9 protein-coding genes are annotated in these 20,201 nt (G+C 43.5%); 5 read left to right on the forward strand and 4 right to left on the reverse strand.

Features of this window, described 5'->3' with window-relative positions; all coding sequences use genetic code 11:
• Nucleotides 1-127 precede the first annotated feature (127 nt).
• Complete coding sequence (locus QUA90_RS09920) at nucleotides 128-2,272, reverse strand: SpoIIE family protein phosphatase (RefSeq protein WP_333445231.1); 2,145 nt, start codon at nucleotides 2,270-2,272, stop codon at nucleotides 128-130.
• 176 nt (nucleotides 2,273-2,448) lie between these two features.
• Here QUA90_RS09920 and QUA90_RS09925 point away from each other — a divergent pair, with 176 nt between their 5' ends.
• Both QUA90_RS09925 and QUA90_RS09930 read left to right on the forward strand, forming a co-directional pair.
• Nucleotides 2,449-2,808 carry a VOC family protein gene (locus QUA90_RS09925; RefSeq protein ID WP_333383240.1) on the forward strand — a complete coding sequence of 120 codons (360 nt, stop codon included), beginning with the start codon at nucleotides 2,449-2,451 and terminating at the stop codon, nucleotides 2,806-2,808.
• A gap of 3 nt (nucleotides 2,809-2,811) precedes the next feature.
• Entirely contained in the window at nucleotides 2,812-4,092 is a 1,281-nt protein-coding gene (locus tag QUA90_RS09930; RefSeq protein WP_333445233.1) for a recombinase family protein, read from the forward strand.
• Nucleotides 4,093-4,141: 49 nt separating this feature from the next.
• Here the strand turns inward: QUA90_RS09930 and QUA90_RS09935 are convergent, their stop codons facing one another.
• From QUA90_RS09935 to QUA90_RS09945, 3 genes are all read right to left on the reverse strand, one after another.
• Entirely contained in the window at nucleotides 4,142-5,359 is a 1,218-nt protein-coding gene (locus QUA90_RS09935) for an adenylate/guanylate cyclase domain-containing protein (protein ID WP_333445255.1), read from the reverse strand.
• Between the two features lie 194 nt (nucleotides 5,360-5,553).
• Nucleotides 5,554-9,234 carry a GAF domain-containing protein gene (locus tag QUA90_RS09940; RefSeq protein ID WP_333445237.1) on the reverse strand — a complete coding sequence of 1,227 codons (3,681 nt, stop codon included), beginning with the start codon at nucleotides 9,232-9,234 and terminating at the stop codon, nucleotides 5,554-5,556.
• Between the two features lie 105 nt (nucleotides 9,235-9,339).
• Nucleotides 9,340-10,893, reverse strand: a complete 1,554-nt coding sequence (locus QUA90_RS09945; RefSeq protein ID WP_333445239.1) for an ATP-binding protein — start codon at nucleotides 10,891-10,893, stop codon at nucleotides 9,340-9,342.
• A gap of 685 nt (nucleotides 10,894-11,578) precedes the next feature.
• Here QUA90_RS09945 and QUA90_RS09950 point away from each other — a divergent pair.
• The 3 genes from QUA90_RS09950 (at nucleotide 11,579) to QUA90_RS09960 (ending at nucleotide 20,196) form a co-directional block, all read left to right on the forward strand.
• On the forward strand, nucleotides 11,579-12,868 hold the full coding sequence (locus QUA90_RS09950; RefSeq protein ID WP_333445241.1) for an AAA-like domain-containing protein: 1,290 nt from the start codon (nucleotides 11,579-11,581) through the stop codon (nucleotides 12,866-12,868).
• Between the two features lie 230 nt (nucleotides 12,869-13,098).
• The gene (locus tag QUA90_RS09955; RefSeq protein ID WP_333445243.1) at nucleotides 13,099-16,614 is read left to right on the forward strand and encodes a WD40 domain-containing protein; all 3,516 of its coding nucleotides are present in this window, start codon (nucleotides 13,099-13,101) and stop codon (nucleotides 16,612-16,614) included.
• Between the two features lie 27 nt (nucleotides 16,615-16,641).
• Nucleotides 16,642-20,196 (forward strand): WD40 domain-containing protein, encoded by a 3,555-nt coding sequence (locus QUA90_RS09960; protein ID WP_333445245.1) that lies wholly within the window; start codon nucleotides 16,642-16,644, stop codon nucleotides 20,194-20,196.
• Nucleotides 20,197-20,201: the final 5 nt, after the last annotated feature.

Below are 20,201 nucleotides of genomic sequence, written 5' to 3' on the forward strand. Positions count from 1 at the left end.
AATTGTTTGACTTCCTCGCTGTAAATTATTATAACTTACAAGCGCGGAACTCGAAATCCTGTTTCTGCTTCGATGCTTGACCACTAAATCCAAGATTCCTCGTAGAAACCTGGTTGACGATCGTCAATCATAAATTATGCACAATATTTCCCTGTTGCTTCAATACTAGCAAAGTAATGTCATCAAAAACCTTTTGTTTTCCAATAAACTTTCGCAAATCAGCGATGGTGGCTTCCTTGATTTGTTCGGCGCTCAAGTGCCAGTTTTGAGAAACAACTTCACAGAGTCTTTCAATACCATAGAATTTTTTGTGCATATTTCTAGCTTCGGGAATGCCGTCAGTGTAAAGCACCACCCCGTCCCCCGGCTCTAAGTCTACTAAAACATGGCTAATCCAATCGGAAATATCCTCATCTAAGGCGAGCGGAAATCCTAAATTCATGGTGTCTATCCGCTGGATTTTACCACCTTTCCTGACCACAAGAGTTTCCTCATGTTGACCGCTGATACTAATTGTGCGATCCGCATAGTTTAGCAAAGCTAGTGTCATATTTTTGTCGGAGTTCATGCGCTGGACATTTTTATAAATAGTGCGGTTGAGGGTATCTAAAAAACGCACCGGGTTGGATTCTTGCATTTCTTGAAGAGTGCGGACAGCAGCTTGAGTCATCACCATCAAAATGCCGCTTTCTAATCCGTGTCCGGTGACATCACCAATGCAAATCGTGACAACCCCGTTAGTACAAAGTACGTCGTAGTAATCACCACCTAATTCCGAGGCTGGCTCCATAAATCCGGCAATATCTAAATCTTGAATGGCTGCGAGTTCAGCAGGTTTTGGCAGAATCAACTGCTGCATTTGTTTGAGCATATCGAGTTCGGAGCTCATGCGAAGGTTTTCCGCTTTCAGGAGCTGGTTGAGAGTGGCAATTTGTTTGGTGGCTGTGGCGAGTTCAGAGGTACGTTCTTTGACTTTATCTTCTAGTGTTTCAAAGGATTCTTGCAGTTGTATCGCCATGCTGTTAAAGGAATTTCTTAAGGTTTCAATTTCCCCGATTTGACTGGAAGCAACTTTCTGGTTAAGAGCACCACCTGCTAGATATTCTGAAGCTTGAGCAATTTGGTTTAGGGGGCGAGTAATCCAGCTAGCGGTGAAAATACCCACTCCAACAGAGACAATGAGAGCCACTATACACAGTAAAATGGTGTAGCGAGTGTTAGCATAAATCTGCGCCATAAAGTCCGCTTCAGGAACTACTACTACACTCAGCCAATTGAGACCGTACTTGTCAGTTAGCGGAGAAACTTGGATAAATTGCCGCTCACCGTTCAGCTTAAAGTCAAGTTGAACAGTTTGCTCGATATCTTCCAAATGCTTGAAGCGTTCGAGCAGATAAACCACACTCTGACGCATCAGCGGGTTGCTGCTTTCTTGTGCTTTTAGCCGCGTTGTATCTTTGCCTGTTCCCACCGAAAGAGGCTGTTCTTTAAGCGAGGTGGCTATTAACTCACCCTGGGGTTCAATGATAAATACTTGACCGGAATTACCCACCCTTAAGGTTTGCAGGAAGTGGCGAATTTGATCTAGTCCCATCTGGCAAGTCAGCACCCCAATTAGTTTCCCTTCGGCATCGTAATAGGGTACACTCGCATTAATTTGCAGCGTACCGTAGCCAAAATTAATATAAACTTCACTCCAAGCTGCCTGTTTCTTCTCAACAGCTACTCTGTAAAAAGGGCGCGTGCGAACGTCATAATTGGGCGTGTTTTTGTCGATTGTTGTCGGGTTTCCATTATCGTCAAGGTTGTAATATATCAAGTCGCCGCCCCCCGGAATCAGTTGCTGGGCAAGCTGAGGTTGTTCAAGTCCAACCAGCCGATTTACCCAACCCACACGCAGGTACTGACCTTTTTCGTTGGCAATTCCCGCGTGACCGATCGACTTAAATTGCAGAACTTGTTTCCAAAAATAGGGTCGAGCTTGCTCCAAATCGTCAAAGTTCAACACCCCCAAAGGTACAGCATCCTGATTAATCTGATTCACCAGTGGCGGAGCTTCCAGATAGGTTTGAACACGTTCGTAAACTCTCGCACTCACTTCCTGCCGCAACTGACTAACAATATCGTTGACTATCTGCTCTCCGTTTCTGTAAGAGAGATAGCCAACGCAGCCAACAGCAGCCAAAATTTGGAGAACAAAGGGAACTACCAAGACATTGCGGAGAGGGAATTTGCCCGCTTTGGAGACGATCGCACTTTTTTGAGAAACCATTGTTAAAAACACTCCCAGGGGGCAGTTTTTTGTTACAAGACTTGATAATAGATATATTAAGATCGACGGACAATGTTATCATATCAAAAACTCAACCAACATCAAAAAATCTGCGTTCATCAGCGCTCATCTGCCTGCATCAGCGGTTAAAATAAAACAATAAATTCCAACAAACAATGCAAATTACTCAATCCCTCCACTCCGCCCTACTCATCTCCAACCTGGAAAAATCCCAACACTTTTACAGCACCGTACTAAAACTGCAAAAAATCGATCGCGACTTAAAATTTCCCGGAATCTGGTATCAAATCGGCGACTTCCAGCTCCACCTAATTTTAGGTGCAACAATTATCCCAGATGCCGTAGACCATGCCAAATGGGGACGCAACCGACATCTAGCATTTTCTGTGGCCAACTTAGAGGCAGCCAAACAGCAGTTAATCGCTCACAATTGCCCGTTTCAAATGAGCGCGTCAGGTCGATCGGCATTATTTACCCAAGATCCCGACGGCAACATCATCGAACTCAGCGAGTAACAGATGAAAATCATCGCTTATTCTTACACTGAACCGCTACTGGAAGCAGCACCCGCACCGGAAATTTGGGGCCAAGAAGTCGATCGCACCTATCAAGACTTAGGAGGGCGACAACAACTGCAACAACTCCTCAAAGACTGCCAAACAGAACCAGTCAAATACTTATTAATTCAGCGGTTTGAAGAACTCGGCGACACCGTACAGCAAGTGTGTTCGCACCTCGCCCAACTCGAAAACCTCGGCGTCGAAATCATCGTACAAGCAGAAACAGAACCGCGAAACCGCCAAAACTTGCTGCAAATCCTCGCAGAAATCCAGCGCAGCCAACACAGCCGGAGTATTCGCAAAGGACACGCCCGCAACCGCATCAAATCCCGGATTCCACCGGGTAAGGCTCCCTACGGCTACCGGCGCGGCAAAGATTGTTATACGATCGATAAAACCACCGCCCCCACCGTCAAAGACTTTTTTGAACACTTTTTAATTTACGGTTCCTTGCGAGGTTCCGTGCGGTATTTAGCCAAGAAATACAACAAAAAAATCTCTGTAAGCACCGGCCGCCGCTGGCTGACAAATCCAGCCTACCGAGGTGATTTGGAATATCAAAACGGTCAAGTAATTTCTAACACCCACGTCCCGATTATTTCCAGAGAAGAAGCCGCCCAAATAGACAGGTTACTGCGCCGCAACCGCTGCCTTTCTCCTCGCAGCGCTAGCGCCCCACGTTCCCTCGCAGGTTTAGCAATTTGTGCAGAATGCAAATCCCCCATGACAGTTGCCAAAGTCACCTCCTACCGCCAAGAAAAAGAATACCTTTATTTGCGACCGATTAACTGTCCAAAACAGCCTAAATGTAGCGGCCTTTCCTACGATGAAGTATTGCAATTAACCATCGCCGGTATTTGTCGGGATTTACCCGATGCTGTTGCTGGGTTGCAAATGCCGAATATGAATGGAATTAAAGCAGGAATTGTCAGGGCGATCGCATCGAAACAAGAAATCATAGAGCAACTTGGGACCCTGATTGAAAGCGGCATTTTAGACACGGAAACGGCCGAGTTTAGAGCCTACAAAATCCGCACCGAAATTGCCGAACTGCAAAGCAAATTAGCGCAACTACCCCCAGTAAATTTGCGAGAAATTGCCCAAACTGTTTCCCTGCCGCAATTTTGGCTCGATTTATCAGAATCAGAACGCAGGTTTTACTTTCGAGAATTTATCGATCGCATTGAAATCTTCCGGGAAAATACTAATTTGCAATTGCAAATTATTTTCATTTTTTAAGGATTAGTTCAACGTTCATCCGTAGCTTTTAGGTTAGATGCCCGACTTCTTAAAGAAGTGGGGTATTTGGGTACTCTATTACTTCGCTAGGAGAGGAATTCGTTTGACGAGAAGCGGTTTCTACCGCTGAATTACCTTTTTTACCTTTTAGCCAATAGACGCTCATCTCTCCTTTTCCTTTAATCGTGATCGCACCTCTCTCCTCCAATAAATACCCATCTTTTAACAGTTCGTAAATAGCCGTAGTAACTTGAATATATCCCGGTAATCCTTGACATTCCATCCGAGAAGCCACATTAACAGTATCTCCCCACAAGTCATAGATAAATTTTTTAGTGCCAATTACGCCAGCAACTACTGGTCCTGTATGAATGCCAATCCGAATTTGAAATGGTTCGCCTCTGTCAGTTTGAAAATCAGCGATCGCTTCCTGCATATCCAATGCCATATTCGCGATCGCTTCTACATGATCTGCCCTCGGCACCGGCAACCCCCCCGCTACCATATAAGCATCTCCAATTGTTTTAATTTTTTCCAAACCGTGTTTTTCAGTTAATTGGTCAAACCTTGAAAAAATTTGGTTCAATACATTTACCAATTCTAGAGGTAACATTCTAGCAGCAATAGACGTAAAATCGACAATATCGGCAAAAAGAACTGTTGCTGAATCAAACCTCTGGGCAGGAGAACCCTCGCCCTTTTTCAAATTTTCAACAATCGCTGCTGGTAAAATATTCAGCAATAAATGATCCGACTTTGTTTGAGCAAGCCGTAAAGCTAGCTCCACCCCCTGCCGCTCTTTAATTTCGTTTTGCAAACGTTCGACAAGTTCTTGGCATTGCTTCGTTTGCTGTTGCAGTAACTGTTGTTGACTTTGAATAGTTAACTGATTTGCCACTCGTGCCAATACTTCTTTACCTTGAAAAGGTTTAGTAATATAGTCAACTGCTCCCACCTCAAAAGCTTTCACTTTATCTAAAACGTCATCTAAGGCGCTTAAGAAAATCACGGGAATGGAACTGGTTTTTGGTGAAGCTTTCAACTTTGCACATACCTCATATCCATTCATGTCTGGCATCATCACGTCCAGCAAAATTAGAGTCGGCGGAAACTCTTGCACTGTAGCGATCGCCCTTTGCCCGTTCAGCGCTTTACGAACCTGATACCCTTGTTCGGTCAAGATTGTAGATAAAAGCCGCACATTATCGGGCTTATCATCAACTACTAAAATGTTGGCTTGAATTGTAGGATAATGATGGCTGTCCATGCGATCGCTCACGGTAGTTTGTCAAGATAAAAGATATTAACACTTAAAAAGTTTACCTCAAAAAAACGCAACGGTAGAAAATCCGATTTACCTTGCTAAAAATAGATGGCAAGGAGACGGTATTGGGGCGTAATGTTAGGTCTTTTTTAAATAGAATTGCCTCCCAAGTTAAGATTAGTTGAAAACTGTTATTTTTACCTCGTTGCAACTGCTGACTGCGCTATATCTATAATATCGTCAAATAGGAAATCCTGCACCAAAGTAGTTAAGTATTCTGCGGCAAAAGCAAACTCGCTAGGCATTTCCTCAATCAACTTAACAATTTTATCGTCGCAACATTCATGAGCAGCATGAGATATCTTTTCTACCCACTCAAGAGGCATTTGACCGAGTTGTGACTCGACAGATTGATTGCTAGTCACTCCGCTAATTTCGTTTTCATTTTCTAGTGGTGCATCAACTGATTCCTCGTAAATGTAACGTACTCCTAAAAGTTCTTCCATTTTCGCAAATAGTATCTTTGCCTCGAAGGGTTTACGCATGAAATCATCGCATCCTGCTCCTAAAATAGTTTGTCGTTCCTCTTCAAAAGCGCTCGCAGTAAGAGCAACTATTACAGTTTGTTTTCCGAGAGGATGAGCTTTAATTTTTCTGGTGGCTTCATAGCCATCCATGACAGGCATCTGCATATCCATCCAGATCAGGTGCGGTTGCCAATCCTCCCATACAGCAATAGCTTCTTCACCATCTCTAGCTTCTCGCACGAGGATGCCTAGTGGTGACAATAATCTCTCTATGACTAGGCAGTTATCGGCGCGATCGTCAACAACCAAAATCCGGTATTCTGGTTGACTCGGTGCTAAACCCATGACTTTTTTCTGCGGTTTAAGAATTTTAATTTCAGTGGGAGTGGCATGGTTGATTTGAATATCAAATGCAAACTTACTTCCCAACTGAGGTGTACTGCTGACTGTAATATCTCCTCCCATCATTTGTACAAATTTGCGGCTAATTGGTAAACCTAATCCAGTCCCCTGTTGAGACTTTTGACCTGTTTTTGTTTGCTCAAATGGTTCAAATAACTTATTCATTTCTTCTGTGGCAATGCCAAGGCCAGTATCTTCAATTTCAAACTGAAGGCGTAACAATTCCGGGTAAAGGTGATTCGCGTCTACACAATCACAGTGTGCCAAGCTTTCGGACTCATTAAAACCAGTGCACCATCCGGGTTTCCTTTGTATAGCTGTGGTTTCAACCGCTAAGCTTTCGGAATGTTCAGAAGCCGCGCCGACAAGTTTTGTTTGTGTGTCCGAAAACTCTGCGGTTTCAGCCCCCAAACTTTCTTGTACCTTCTTTTTCACTCGCAAAGTAACGCTACCCCTCTCTGTAAACTTGATCGCATTTCCTACAAGATTAATCAAAATTTGCCGCAATTTACCTTCATCTCCCGTAACAAAGTGTGGTACGCCGTCACCCACTTCCAAATTTAGCTGCAATTTCTTAGATTTAGCTTTTAATCGGAACATTTCTTCTAAGGTTTTTAGCAAGCGCATTAAATTAAAACTGCTTTCATTAAGCTGACTTCTGCCCGCTTCAATTTTAGACATTTCCAAAATGTCATTAATCAGGGCAAGCAAGTGTTCACCGGCGCGATTAATAATTTCTAGGTGCTGTTGGTGTTGATTGTTGAGAGATGAATCGCGCACCATCACCTGACTAAATCCGAGAATGGCATTCAGGGGAGTCCGCAATTCATGGCTCATAGAAGAAAGGAATTCGCTCTTGGCACGGTTAGCTGTATCAGCAGCTACGACAGCTTTTTGTAATGCTGTTTCTGCTAATTTGCGATCGGCAATTTCTGTTTTGGCTTGTTCAAAAAGGGTGCATTGCTGGATGGCAATTGTTAGCTGCACGGAAATTTGCTTGAGAGATTCTATCTCAGAAGAGTTCCAATGCCTTTGACTGCGGCAGTGATGAGCAATGAGTAACCCCCATAGTTTGTCACCTTGCAAAAGGGGAACGACGAGGTTAGCTTTAATTTCCAACTCGCTTAGTAAATTAATGTGGCACTCTGAAATACCTGCCGTATAAATATTGTCGATCGCGCGGACGTGTCCCTGCTGGTAAATAGAGACATAGTGTTCTCGAAAACAAGGGTCATTAATATCAATTCCCAAAATCGGCATCGTACCGACACATACCGACTCGACGGCTATAAATCCACTCCAATCTGGATTAAAGCGGTAAATAACTGTTCTATCAGTTGACAAAAACTGGCGGACTTCTTCCACAGCCATTGTCAGCACTTCTTCTAGATTAAGAGAGGAACGAATTCGCTCTTGCATGGAATTCACGAGCCGCTCCCTTTTTACTTGTTGCTGCAAAGCTGCTTCCGCCTGTTTGCGAGCAGTAATATCTACTCCATAACCCACGCACTCCACAGGTATGCCAGCAGAATTTTTGACTAACTTGATCTCATCGTATATCCAGCGATAAGTACCGTCTTTGTGCCGTTCGCGGTATTCGTAGGAAATCGATTCTTTTTCCAATATCTGAGCGAATGCAGTTGCAACATTTTCTCTATCGTCTGGGTGAATGAGGCTATGCCAATCAAGGGAACCATCAAGAAATTCTCTGGCTTCATAACCCATCATTGAAACAATATTATCGCTGACAAATGTTACGTCATAATTCCCCCCTAATTTGCAGCTAAAAATCACCGCCGGAGTAGTCGCCAGCAAATATTGCAAGCGTTCGGTGACAGAACGCAAGTTTAACTCGGCTTGCTTGCGATCGCGAGCTTCCATTGCTAAAGCTGCGATCTGCGCCACATAGCTAGCGAAGCTTTGTTCGTCGAGCGTCCAATTCCTGGTCGTTCCCTGATGTTCTAAACAAATTACACCCGCAATTTGTCCTTGATGGGTAATAGGAACATCTAGCATCGACGAAATGTTTAAAGGCGTCAAATAAGATTCGCTAAATTCTCGGGTGCGCGGATCGGTTTTGGCATCAACCGCTGCCAGCGCCTGTTCTGTATTCAAAGCTTGGAAATAGCTAGGATAGTCAGCAACTTTCAGTTCTGCGCCGGCGCTGTGTTGATTGGGAGTCAGTTCGTAAATATCCGCACAGCACAGTGAGGATTTATCTTCCTGATAAAACCAAATACTTGCCCTATCAACATTCAGGGTACGAGTTGCCATTTGCGTAATCTCTCTCAACGCCTCGGCGATATTTCCCTCGTAGATACTAGAATTTTTCGCTAATTCTAGCAAACCATTTTGTTGTTCTGTCAACCTAGTCTCTCGTTCTCGCAAAGCCGATTCAGCGGCTATCTTTTCTCTAATTTCTGCTTCTAAATAACCGTTGATTTTTCTCAACTCTGCGGTGCGTTCTTGAACTTTAATTTCTAAATCATCATAAGCGTGGCGCAACGCTAACTCAGCCTCTTCACGCACCGCAATCTCAGTCTGCAACTTGCAATTGATTGCCTCTAATTCTTGGGGGGTTTTTAAAGACAAAAACTGGGGCAATAGTGTTACCATCGAGGCGGCGGTGAAGCAGGAAACCAGTGCAGTAATTCCTTTTTCAATCCCCGACAGCCAATAAGCGGAATGCCACAACGTCCAAATGTCTAGCAAGTGACCAGTGCCGCAGAGAATAATAAATGCACCAAATAAAGCAAATATTCCTAAAAAAGGAACATCGCGCCGCTTGAAGATAAAATAAATTAGCATCGCCGGAATTGAATAGTAGGCGATCGCGATTAAAAAGTCCCCAGTTACGTGCAGCCACACTAAAGGCGTTTGCCAAAGATAGCAATGACCGTGAGGCATATACTGAGTAGGGGAAAAGATATTTTTGAGTGCTTCCCACATAATACTTGTTATTGGCAGATAATATGGATTTGATGATGCCTAAGTTAGGCAAAAAATAAAATCAACCGAAAATTGTAGCTGGATTAAGCATTATTTATTAACGCCTCAACCCAGCTTGTTCATAACAGCTTGCTTCTGCACTAGGTGGCGCTCGCTAAATTGCGATCGCAAAGGAATTTCAATGATAAACTCCGTACCTCTGCCAACCTCGGATGTGCAGCGCAAATAACCTTCATGGGATTGAATAATCTGATAAGAAATCGCCAAACCCAGTCCGGTACCAGCACCGATAGGTTTCGTTGTATAAAATGGATCGTAAATTTTAGCGATCGCATCATAATCTATGCCAGTGCCATTATCAGCAATGTGAATCTGCACCCACTTGCCATCAACTAAAAGCGTGCGGATGCGAATTTTTAGCAGTGGGCAATAGGGGTTTTGTGAGTAGTCAAATAAATTATTTTCCCAATAGCCGTTGGTCAAATCTCCCTGCTGTACAATCTGTTCTAAAGCATCAATAGCATTAGAACAAATATTCATAAATACTTGGTTAAGCTGTCCAGCGTAGCATTCCAATTCTGGCAAATCTCCATACTCTTTAATCACTTGAATAGGCGGACGGTTTGGTTGTTCTTTCAAGCGGTGCTGCAAAATCATTAAAGTGCTATCGAGACCTTCATGGATATTGACCTTTTTCATGTCGGCTTCGTCTAACCGGGAGAAAGTCCGTAAAGATTTAACAATTTCCCTAATTCGCTCTGCTCCAATTTTGAGCGAACCAAAAAGTTTTTGCAAGTCTTTTAAAATAAAATCGAGTTCGATAGTGTGAATCTTGTCTGCAATTTCCGGCGCCGGAGTGGGGTAATAAACTTGATAAGCCTTAATCAATTCTACAAGCTCTTTAATGTATTCCTCCGCAGGAATCAGATTGCCATAAATGAAGTTAACAGGGTTATTGATCTCGTGGGCAACCCCAGCTACCATTTGCCCCAAAGACGACATTTTTTCAGTTTGCACGAGTTGAGTTTGAGCGCCTTTAAGTTGTTGCAGAGCGTTCTCTAAATGCTGAGTTTGTTCTCGCAGTTTAGCTTCCGAGTGCCGCAATGAATTTTCAGCCAAAGAGCGATCGCGATTTTCCTGTAGCAAAAGTTCATTGGTCGATTCTAAAGCGATCGTCCTCTCCATCACCCGTTTTTCCAATTCTAGCATTAATTCCGAGAGTGCTTCTTGAGCTTGTTTGCGCTCACAAATCTCCTTTTGTAAAGCTACATTTGCCACCGCCAATTGATCAGGACTGGGAATAGCCAAGATTTTTGGGATTAGTTCCACCAGCACTGCTGCTGTACATAGCGAAATCAGCGCCGTAATCCCTTTAAGAAAACCAGAGAACCAATAATTAGGATGCCACAGCGTCCATATTTCCATAATATGGGTAATCCCGCAGCAGACAATAAAAGAGCCAAACAGCATGAAAACCCAGTCAAAAGGCACGTCTTGCCGCTTTTTGACAATATAAATAAGCGTGATCGGTATCAAAAAATAAGCGACGGCTATCAAGCCATCGGACAAAACGTGTAGCCTCACTAATCCCGGCTTCCACAAGTAGCAATGACCGTGAGGAATAAAATAATTTGAAAACATTTCATGAACCATTTGCATCAAATTAACTCGGTTATTTGCTAATATTTTTGAGAGGTGGTTACAGGAAAATTAAAAAAACTGCTGGCACAAAAATAAAAATTAGGCTTTTGGACTTAACACTTGTGATGAGTAAATGCAGCGATATGAAACTACTTGTAATTAAATTAACATCAATCGACTAAGCTTTAGCAAAGTCAACTGTCACATTTTTAATTCTGCTTTCACTATCAACTGTGACACCGGCATGACATTTTGGGCAACGATCAAGAAAAACTGAGCGCAGATTCCTTTCCAGTAGGAGCGCCAGCGCCCATTAAAATTGGGTTGTAGCACTGAGTGACCAGTCAGGCAACGGGGTAATTACCAGATTTAACGGATGTCACGCATTTAAATTAACGAAGAGAACCATTCTCAAAAACCTGTAGAGGTGGGTTCACTTTTGTACCCTTGAAAAGTGCAGACAGGTTAAATACACCCGCCCCCGCCCCGCGAGGGAATTCTTGATCATTGACAGTGATACTCTTCGGGGAGATTTAACCGATTTGACCAATTACCCCATGAAAAATGTCGCGACAGTATCGTGTCGCAATCCAATCGGCGATCGCTCTGAGCTTTACACTCAATCATAAGTGATAATATCAACGATACACTTATATGGTTATTGCTCGTTATGACGATAGATGAGGTACTACAGCTAACTCGTGTGCGATTACAAAAAGATTTATATCCCATACAAGAAATCATACTCCGCCAAGTTTGGGAAGGAAAGACTTATACAAGTATCGCATCTGCCTCTCATTACGGAGAGCATTACCTGAGAAACATCGCCTCGTCCTTGTGGCAATCTCTCTCTCAAATCTTGCAGACATCTATTAGCAAATCAAATTTTCGCTCTTGTGTAGAATCACGTTCCCTGACCACAGAGGAACGAGAATTAATTGAAGAATTTACCCGCAGCCAATGCCTCGCAACACCTTTAGAATTTCCCGGATCTCCCGTGCCCCTCGGTTCGCCATTTTATATCCATCACCCCCTAATTGAAGAACTCGCCTATCGAGAGATTACCAAACCAGGAAGTGTGCTGCGGATTAAGGCTCCCAGGAAGATGGGAAAAAGTTCCCTTCTGCTAAGGATTTTAGATCGTGCAAGTTCTCTTGACTATCGAACAGTAAGTTTAGATTTTCAGCAAGCCGAGGAAGCTGTTTTAGACAACCTCGATAAATTTTTACGCTGGTTTTGTGCCAATATCAGCCGTCACCTAGGATTACCACCTCTATTAGATGATTATTGGGATGAAGACATGGGTAGCAAAGTAAGCTGCACCATCTATTTGCAACAATATGTATTAGCAGAAATAAGTACACCTTTTGTGTTAGCTTTAAATGAAGTAAATAGAATTTTTGAGTATCCAAAAATTGCCAGAGAATTTTTGCCGCTGCTGCGAAGCTGGCATGAAGAAGCAAAGCGGATTAAGACCCTGGAAAAACTGCGGTTAATCGTTCTTCACTCTACAGAAATTTATATTCCTTTAAAGCTCACGGAATCGCCTTTTAATGTCGGTTTGCCGCTGCAAGTGCCCTATTTTACAGAAGAGCAGATAGTTGCTTTAGCCCAGCGTCACGGACTGGATTGGACAGATGGCCCCAATGGCGATCGACTGATGGCAATGGTAGGGGGACATCCTTATCTGGTGCGGCTAGCTCTTTACCACCTCTGTCAAAACAGTGTAAGGCTAGATCAGCTACTACAAGAAGCTCCGACAATAGCGGGAATTTATAAAGATTACTTGCGGAGTTTTTGGGCCACATTCCAAGAGTATCCCGAACTTGCGGTTGCACTTAAACAAGTGGTAAAATCGGAACACGGAGTGGAATTAGAGCCGATAGTGGCTTCTAAATTATTTAGTATGGGGCTGATTCATATCGATAACAACCGCTGTACGCTAAGCTGCGAGTTGTACCGCCTGTATTTTAGTTCGCACAACTTTATTTAGAGTCGGCTTTACAGTTTCTTTTCGTAATCCAATATCCGCCTTGAAAACTCCACTTTTCCTGGCGATTTAAAATCGCTGCTATACAAACAAAGTCCGCCTACGCGGACTAAAAAAAAGGGGTAATTAATTAAAATTGGGCATTATTTATATTATAATGAAGCTCCAGCACCACATCCTCACCTCTAAATAAATTTACTACATACTCACCTTTAAACCCACCCATAAACGGCATGACCCAGGTAACATACCAAATTGGGGGCAGTCTCGCCAGTGATGCGCCTACATACGTAGTGAGGCAAGCAGATTCCGAACTTTATGAAGCCTTAAAAGCTGGCGAATTTTGTTACGTCCTTAACTCCCGGCAAATGGGCAAATCTTCTCTCTTAGTCCGTACCCTGCACCGACTGCAAGCCGAAGGATTTCAATGCAGCACGATCGACATGACCCGCATCGGTAGCGAAAATATCACTCCCTTACAATGGTATAAAGGAATTGTTGGGGATTTGTGGCGCAGTTTCAATCTGGTAGGAAAAGTTAATTTAAAAACTTGGTGGAAAGAACAAGAAGAAGTTTCTCTTCTGCAAAGATTGAGTCAATTTATTGAAGATATTTTATTAGAACACTTTGCTAACGAGCGAATTTTTATATTTGTCGATGAGATTGATAGTATTTTAAGCTTAGATTTTCCCGTTGATGACTTTTTTGCCTTAATTCGTTATTGTTACAACCAACGATCCCTTAATCCAGAATACAACCGGATTACCTTCGCGATTTTTGGAGTAGCTACACCAAGCGATTTAATCGCCGATAAAAATCGGACACCTTTTAATATCGGACAAGCAATCGATTTGTCAGGATTTAGCTTAGAAGAAGCGCAACCATTAGCGAAAGGATTAGAAAATGTCATAGCCAATCCGCAAGCAGTTCTCAAAGAAATCTTAGCTTGGACGGAAGGGCAGCCATTCTTAACTCAAAAAATATGTGAGTTAGTGGTAACAACTGCGGGCGAGTCCCACAGCGGGAATTTAAAAATCCCACCGGGAACCGAGGAATTTTTTGTGGAATCGGTGGTGACAGAAAACATCATCAATAACTGGGAATCGCAAGATGAACCTGAGCATTTAAAGACAATCCGCGATCGCATCTTGCGAAACGAGCAACGCATGGGTAGATGGCTGGGAATTTACCATAAAATTTGGCAATGCGTGCCAGTGCCAACCGATGACAGTCGAGAACAAATAGAATTGCTACTCAGTGGCTTGGTAGAAAAAAAACAAGGTTTATTGAAAGTAAAAAATCGAATTTATCAAAAAATTTTTGACAGCGAATGGATCGAAACCAAATTAGGATTACTACGTCCTTACTCGCAAAACTTAGATGCGTGGTGGGCGGCAAAACAACAAGATAAATCGCGCCTATTGCGGGGACAAGCATTGAAAGACGCTCAAAATTGGGCGCGAGGAAAAAGTTTAAGTGACCTAGATTATCAATTTTTATCCCAAAGTGAAGAATTAGACCGAATCGAAGTGCAACAAGCACTAGAAGCAGCACGACTAACAGAAGTTGAAGCGCGCCTGTTCGAGCAGAAAAAAAATGCCAAACGACAAAAACATTTTATAGTAACACTCAGTATGGCATTAATCTTAGCTTTAGGATTGGGAGCGATCGCCTTTTCACAATATCATCAAGCCACTCAAAGCCAACGCAATGAAAAAATTGGTAAGATTCAAAGTATAACGCGGTATTCCGAAGCCCTATTTGCCTTAGATAAGCGGTTAGATGCCTTAATAGAAGCCCTCAAAGCCAGAAAAGAACTACAACTATTAAACGGTACAGATCGCCCGACAAATGACATGGTTGAATCGGCGCTACGTCGAGCAATTTATGGAGCAATTGAATATAACCGTTTTTCAGGCAATAGTGGTTGGATGAATGCCTTAGCCATTAGTCCTGATGATGAGATGATCGCTGTGGGAACAAGCGACGGGGAGGTGCAAATTTGGCATCAAGATGGCAGATTAATTCGCACCTTCAAAGCACATATAGCACCCGTTCTAGGAGTTGCCATCAGTCCCGATCGTCAGCTTATCGTTTCTGGGAGTGGAGACTTAACCATTAAACTCTGGCAGCTTAACAGTAGCACAGATAAAGCAGCACTACCTTTACACACTCTCACAGGACATAAAGCTCCAATTTACAGCGTCAAGTTTAGCCAAGATGGAGAATTAATTGTCTCAGCTTCCCAAGATAGTACGGTGAAACTTTGGCGGCGCAATGGCACATTATTCAAGACATTAAGAGGCCATCTTGGCGTAGTCAGGAAAGCAGTTTTTAGCCCAGATGGAAAGTTAATTGCCTCCGCTTCTGAAGATAGCACTGTGAAAATTTGGCGACGTGATGGCACCTTGCTGAAAACGCTTTCACAAAATGAATCTCCTGTTTTATCCATTGCCTTTAGTCCTGATGGTAATGCGATCGCTGCCGGCACTGGAGACGGTACTATTAAACTCTGGCACCGTGACGGCACTTTGTTAAGAACAATTGCCGCCCATGAAGCAGGAGTTCAGGCATTAGCTTTTAGCCCCGATGGAGAAACGATCGCCTCTGGTTCTGATAACCAAATACTCAAACTCTGGAACATTGACGGCACCTTACTCACCACGATCAAAGCACATGGCAGCGCAATTAGCGATCTTTCATTTAGTCACAATGGGGAATATCTCGCATCGACTTCTTTTGATGGTACTGTTAAACTCTGGAAATTCAGTAATTCCTTGCTGACAATTCTACGGAGACATACTGCTGGCGTTTGGGGAGTAGCTTTAAGCAAAAATCAAAGATTAGTTGTTTCATCAAGCGGAAACGAGGTTTTCCTTTGGCACAGAAATCGTAAGTTACTGAGGCGATTTGAGGGGCGTAACTCTGCGTTTAGTGGTGTTGCTATTAGTCCCGATAGCAACATTATTGCTGTCGCTAGTGCAGACAAATCAGTGAAACTTTGGAGTGCTGATGGCACTTTATTGAAGACTCTCCCAGGAGGAGTTGATATGAGGAGAGTCGTTTTTAGTCCTGACGGCAAAATTATAGCTTCTTCCAGTGGGGATAGAACAGTCAAACTTTGGCAGTTAGACGGAACCGAATTGACTACCCTCAGAGGACATAAAGCTGGGGTTTGGGGGGTAGCTTTTAGTCCTGATGGGAAGGTTATTGCTTCAACAAGTGGAGATAAGACAGTTAAGCTTTGGCGACTTGATGGTAGGTTAATTAAGACCCTTCAAGGTCACAGTAGTTTAGTTTTTGGTGTAGCTTTCAGCCCGGACGGCGAGGTAATTGTTTCGGCGAGTGATGACAAAACGGCTAAACTTTGGAGTCGTGATGGTAAGTTGCTACACACTCTCAAGGGACATCTTTCTGGAATTTGGAGTGTGGCTTTTAGTCCTGACAATAAAACGATCGCTACAGGGGGTAGTGACGGTATGATTAAACTTTGGCAACGTGACGGCAATGAGATTACCACTTTAATTGGACATAACGCACGGGTGGGGTCTTTAGTTTTTAGTTCTGAGGGCAAAACTCTTGCTTCTGCTTCAGAGGATAAAACAGTAATTCTCTGGAATTTAGAGGAGAGTGTAGAGTTAGATCGGGTACTAGCCTCTGGTTGCGATCGCGTGCGAGAGTACCTACGTACAAATGCCGATGTGAAGGAGGAGGATAGACATTTGTGCGATGCAGTGGGCGATCGCTAAATTATCCGAAACAATTAACTATCAATTATGAAAGATTACTCTTACCAAATTGGTGGCAGTCTCACCACTGATGCGCCTACCTATGTCGAACGACAAGCAGATATCGAACTTTATCAAGCCTTAAAACTCGGCGAGTTTTGCTACATTCTCAATTCGCGACAAATGGGCAAATCTTCCCTTCTCGTTCGCACCTTCCATCGACTGCAAGCCGAAGGATTTCAATGCAGCACGATCGACATGACTCGCATCGGTAGCGAAAATATCACTCCTTTACAGTGGTATAAAGGAATTGTTGGGGATTTGTGGCGCAGTTTCAATCTGGTAGGAAAAGTTAATTTAAAAACCTGGTGGCAAGAACAAGAAGAAGTTTCTCTCCTGCAAAGATTGAGTCAATTTATTGAAGAGGTATTATTAGCGAGATTTCCTAACGAGCGAATTTTTATATTTGTCGATGAAATTGATAGTATTTTAAGCTTAGATTTTCCCGTCGATGACTTTTTCGCCTTAATTCGTTATTGTTACAACCAACGAGCCATTAATCCAGAATACAACCGGATTACCTTCGCGATTTTTGGAGTAGCTGCACCCAGCGATTTAATAGCAGATAAAAAGCGCACTCCCTTTAATATCGGACAAGCAGTAGATTTGCCCGGTTTTTCCTTGGAAGAAGCCTCTCCTTTAACTCAAGGGTTAGAGAGTGTAGTTAGTAATGCCGAGGCAATTATCAAAGCAATATTAGCTTGGACTTCTGGGCAACCATTTCTGAGCCAAAAGCTGTGTCAATTGATAGTAAGAGCGACGCGAGAATCTCACAGTGACGTGCTGATAATTCCACCGGGAACGGAAGGCTTTTTTGTGGAATCTGTCGTGCGATCGCACATCATCCAAAATTGGGAATCTCAAGACGAACCAGAGCATTTAAAAACGATCCGCGATCGCATCCTGAGAAATGAGCAACGTGCTGGCAGACTACTAGGCATCTATCAAAAAATCTTACAAGGAGTGGAAGTACCCACCGATGACTCGCGAGAACAGGTAGAACTATTGCTGTCTGGTTTGGTAGTAAAATCTCAGGGGTTTTTACAGGTAAGAAACCAGATTTATCAAGAAGTATTTAACACAAAATGGGTAGAAAAAAATCTCGCTTCCTTGCGTCCATACTCTCAAGCCTTTGATGCTTGGATAACTTCCAAGCAGACCGATAAATCCCGACTGTTGCGCGGACAAGCCTTGAAAAATGCTCAAGCTTGGGCCCAGGGTAAAAGTTTGAGTGACTTAGATTATCAGTTTTTAGGCGCTTCTGAAGAATTAGACCGAAGAGAAATGCAGGTAGGATTGGAAGCAGAACGAGCTAAAGAAATTGAAGCCAGACTAACTGAAGAACAAAAAAGATTAGCTGTAGAGAAAAAAAGTTCTAGGCGGCAAAGGTTTTTGCTTTTTGTAGTAACTATAGCATTAATTATCGCCTCTGCCTTGGGGCTAGCGGTGTATTTTCAGTATCGGCAAACTGCTGTCAGCGAAATCAAAGCGATCGCCAAATCTTCCGAAGCACTATTCGCCTCAAATCAAAAATTAGACGCATTCATAGAGGCAATCAGAGGAAAGCGACAACTGCAAAAGTTAGGTGGTGTAGACCCAGAACTCGAACGCTCAGTTAAAGAAGCTCTCCATCAAGCTGTTTATGGAGCAGTTGACTATAATCATTTATCGGGGCATAACAATGTGGTGAATGATGTCACATTCAGTCCTGATGGGGAACTCATCGCCTCAGCTTCTGCCGACAAAACGATCGATCTTTGGGAAAAAGACGGTACAAGACTAGGAACGCTTCAAGGGCACAACAATGCAGTCTGGGGAGTCGTATTTAACCCCAGAGGGGATGTAATTGCTTCGGGGTCTGGGGATAAAACAGTCAAACTTTGGCGCAAAAACAGTACAAAATCACCAAAGGTCAAGCCGAGTTATACCTTATGGCAGACCTTAAAAGGACATACCAATAATATTTCACAAGTCGCGATCGCACCTGACGGTCAAACTATTGCTTCCGCTTCTAAAGATAAAACAATTAAACTCTGGAGTACAGACGGCAAACTGCTGAAAACTCTCACCGGACATACAGATGAAGTTAACAGCGTTGCCTTTAGCCCGGACAGTCAAACTATTGCATCTGCTTCTAAAGATAAAACAATTAAACTCTGGAATGCAGACGGTAAACTGATCCGAACCCTCACCGGACATACGGATAGAGTTATGAATGTTGCCTTTAGCCCTTCAGAATATCTCATTGCCTCGGCGAGTGCGGATAAAACAGTCAAACTTTGGAAGCTTGACGGCACTTTAGTCAAAACCCTAACTGGACACAGCGATGCCGTGACCAAAATCGCTTTTAACCCTCAAGGTGGTTTGCTTGCCTCGGGAAGTCTAGACAGAACAGTCAAACTTTGGAAGCTTGACGGCACTCTTGTAAAAACCCTGCTAGTCGCTAAAGATGTCGTCTCTGGATTGGCTTGGAGTCCTGACGGGCAAATCTTCGCCTCATCCAGTTGGGATGGCCCGATCGCACTCTGGAAACTTGATGACAGTTTGCTGAAGACTCTTGACGGACATCAAGCATCAATTTACACCATAAAATTTAGTCCTGATGGTAAGACAATTGCCACCGCCAGTCGTGATAATACCGTTAAACTTTGGCGCCTTGATGGTAGCTTAATTCACACTTTCCCCAAACAAGCTGATAAAGTTTTCGGAGTAGATTTCAGCCCAAAGGGAGACACGATTGCTACAGGCGGTTATGACAGCACTGTTCGATTGTGGCAACTAGACGGAACCTTAATCAAGACTTTTACTGGACATCAAGGTAGAGTTTTCGCGGTTGATTTCCATCCAGATGGACAGTCACTCGCCTCGGCGGGTGAGGACAAAACGGTCAAAGTCTGGAGGATTGACGGCACCCAATTGGCAACTCTCAAAGGGCATACCGATCACATTAACGGAGTTGCCTTTAGTCCCGATGGAAAGGTTATTGCTTCAGCTAGCGTGGACGGAACTGTCAAACTTTGGCAGTGGGATAATGCGATCGCCTCTGGAAAGCCCAGCTACAAGCTTCTACACACTTTAACAAGCCATCGTCGTCAGGTAGCTGGAGTGGCATTTAGCCCTGACGGCAAGACTCTCGCTTCAGCAGGTATGGATAGCATGGTGAGACTTTGGCGGTTGGATGGTACAGAAATTAGAGCCTTAAAGGGACACAAAAATGGGGTATTCGGAGTCGCATTTAGCCCCGATGGCAAGACTCTCGCTTCAGCAAGTTTTGACGGCACTGTCAAACTTTGGAGGTACGATGGTCAAGAGATTGAAACTTTAAAGGGACATAGCGATGGGGTGTTCGGAGTGGCATTTAGCCCTGATGGGAAGTTAATCGCCTCAGCCAGTCAGGATACCACAGCAATTGTGTGGAATTTAGAGCGAATTTTCCAGCTCGATTTTCTCCAGTATGGTTGCGACTGGGTGCGGGATTATCTGCAAACGAATGCCGATGTGAAGGAGGAGGATAGGCATTTGTGCGATGTGGGCGATCGCTAAATTCT

The organism is Microcoleus sp. D3_18_C4, assembly GCF_036702355.1.
In the GTDB taxonomy this organism is placed as follows: domain Bacteria; phylum Cyanobacteriota; class Cyanobacteriia; order Cyanobacteriales; family Microcoleaceae; genus Microcoleus.

Bases quoted from the DNA above. Each gene is read 5' to 3' on its own strand.
- QUA90_RS09920 (WP_333445231.1), bottom strand. From the start codon at position 2,272: ATGGTTTCTCAAAAAAGTGCGATCGTCTCCAAAGCGGGCAAATTCCCT.
- QUA90_RS09925 (WP_333383240.1), top strand. From the start codon at position 2,449: ATGCAAATTACTCAATCCCTCCACTCCGCCCTACTCATCTCCAACCTG.
- QUA90_RS09930 (WP_333445233.1), top strand. From the start codon at position 2,812: ATGAAAATCATCGCTTATTCTTACACTGAACCGCTACTGGAAGCAGCA.
- QUA90_RS09935 (WP_333445255.1), bottom strand. From the start codon at position 5,359: ATGGACAGCCATCATTATCCTACAATTCAAGCCAACATTTTAGTAGTT.
- QUA90_RS09940 (WP_333445237.1), bottom strand. From the start codon at position 9,234: ATGTGGGAAGCACTCAAAAATATCTTTTCCCCTACTCAGTATATGCCT.
- QUA90_RS09945 (WP_333445239.1), bottom strand. From the start codon at position 10,893: ATGCAAATGGTTCATGAAATGTTTTCAAATTATTTTATTCCTCACGGT.
- QUA90_RS09955 (WP_333445243.1), top strand. From the start codon at position 13,099: ATGACCCAGGTAACATACCAAATTGGGGGCAGTCTCGCCAGTGATGCG.
- QUA90_RS09960 (WP_333445245.1), top strand. From the start codon at position 16,642: ATGAAAGATTACTCTTACCAAATTGGTGGCAGTCTCACCACTGATGCG.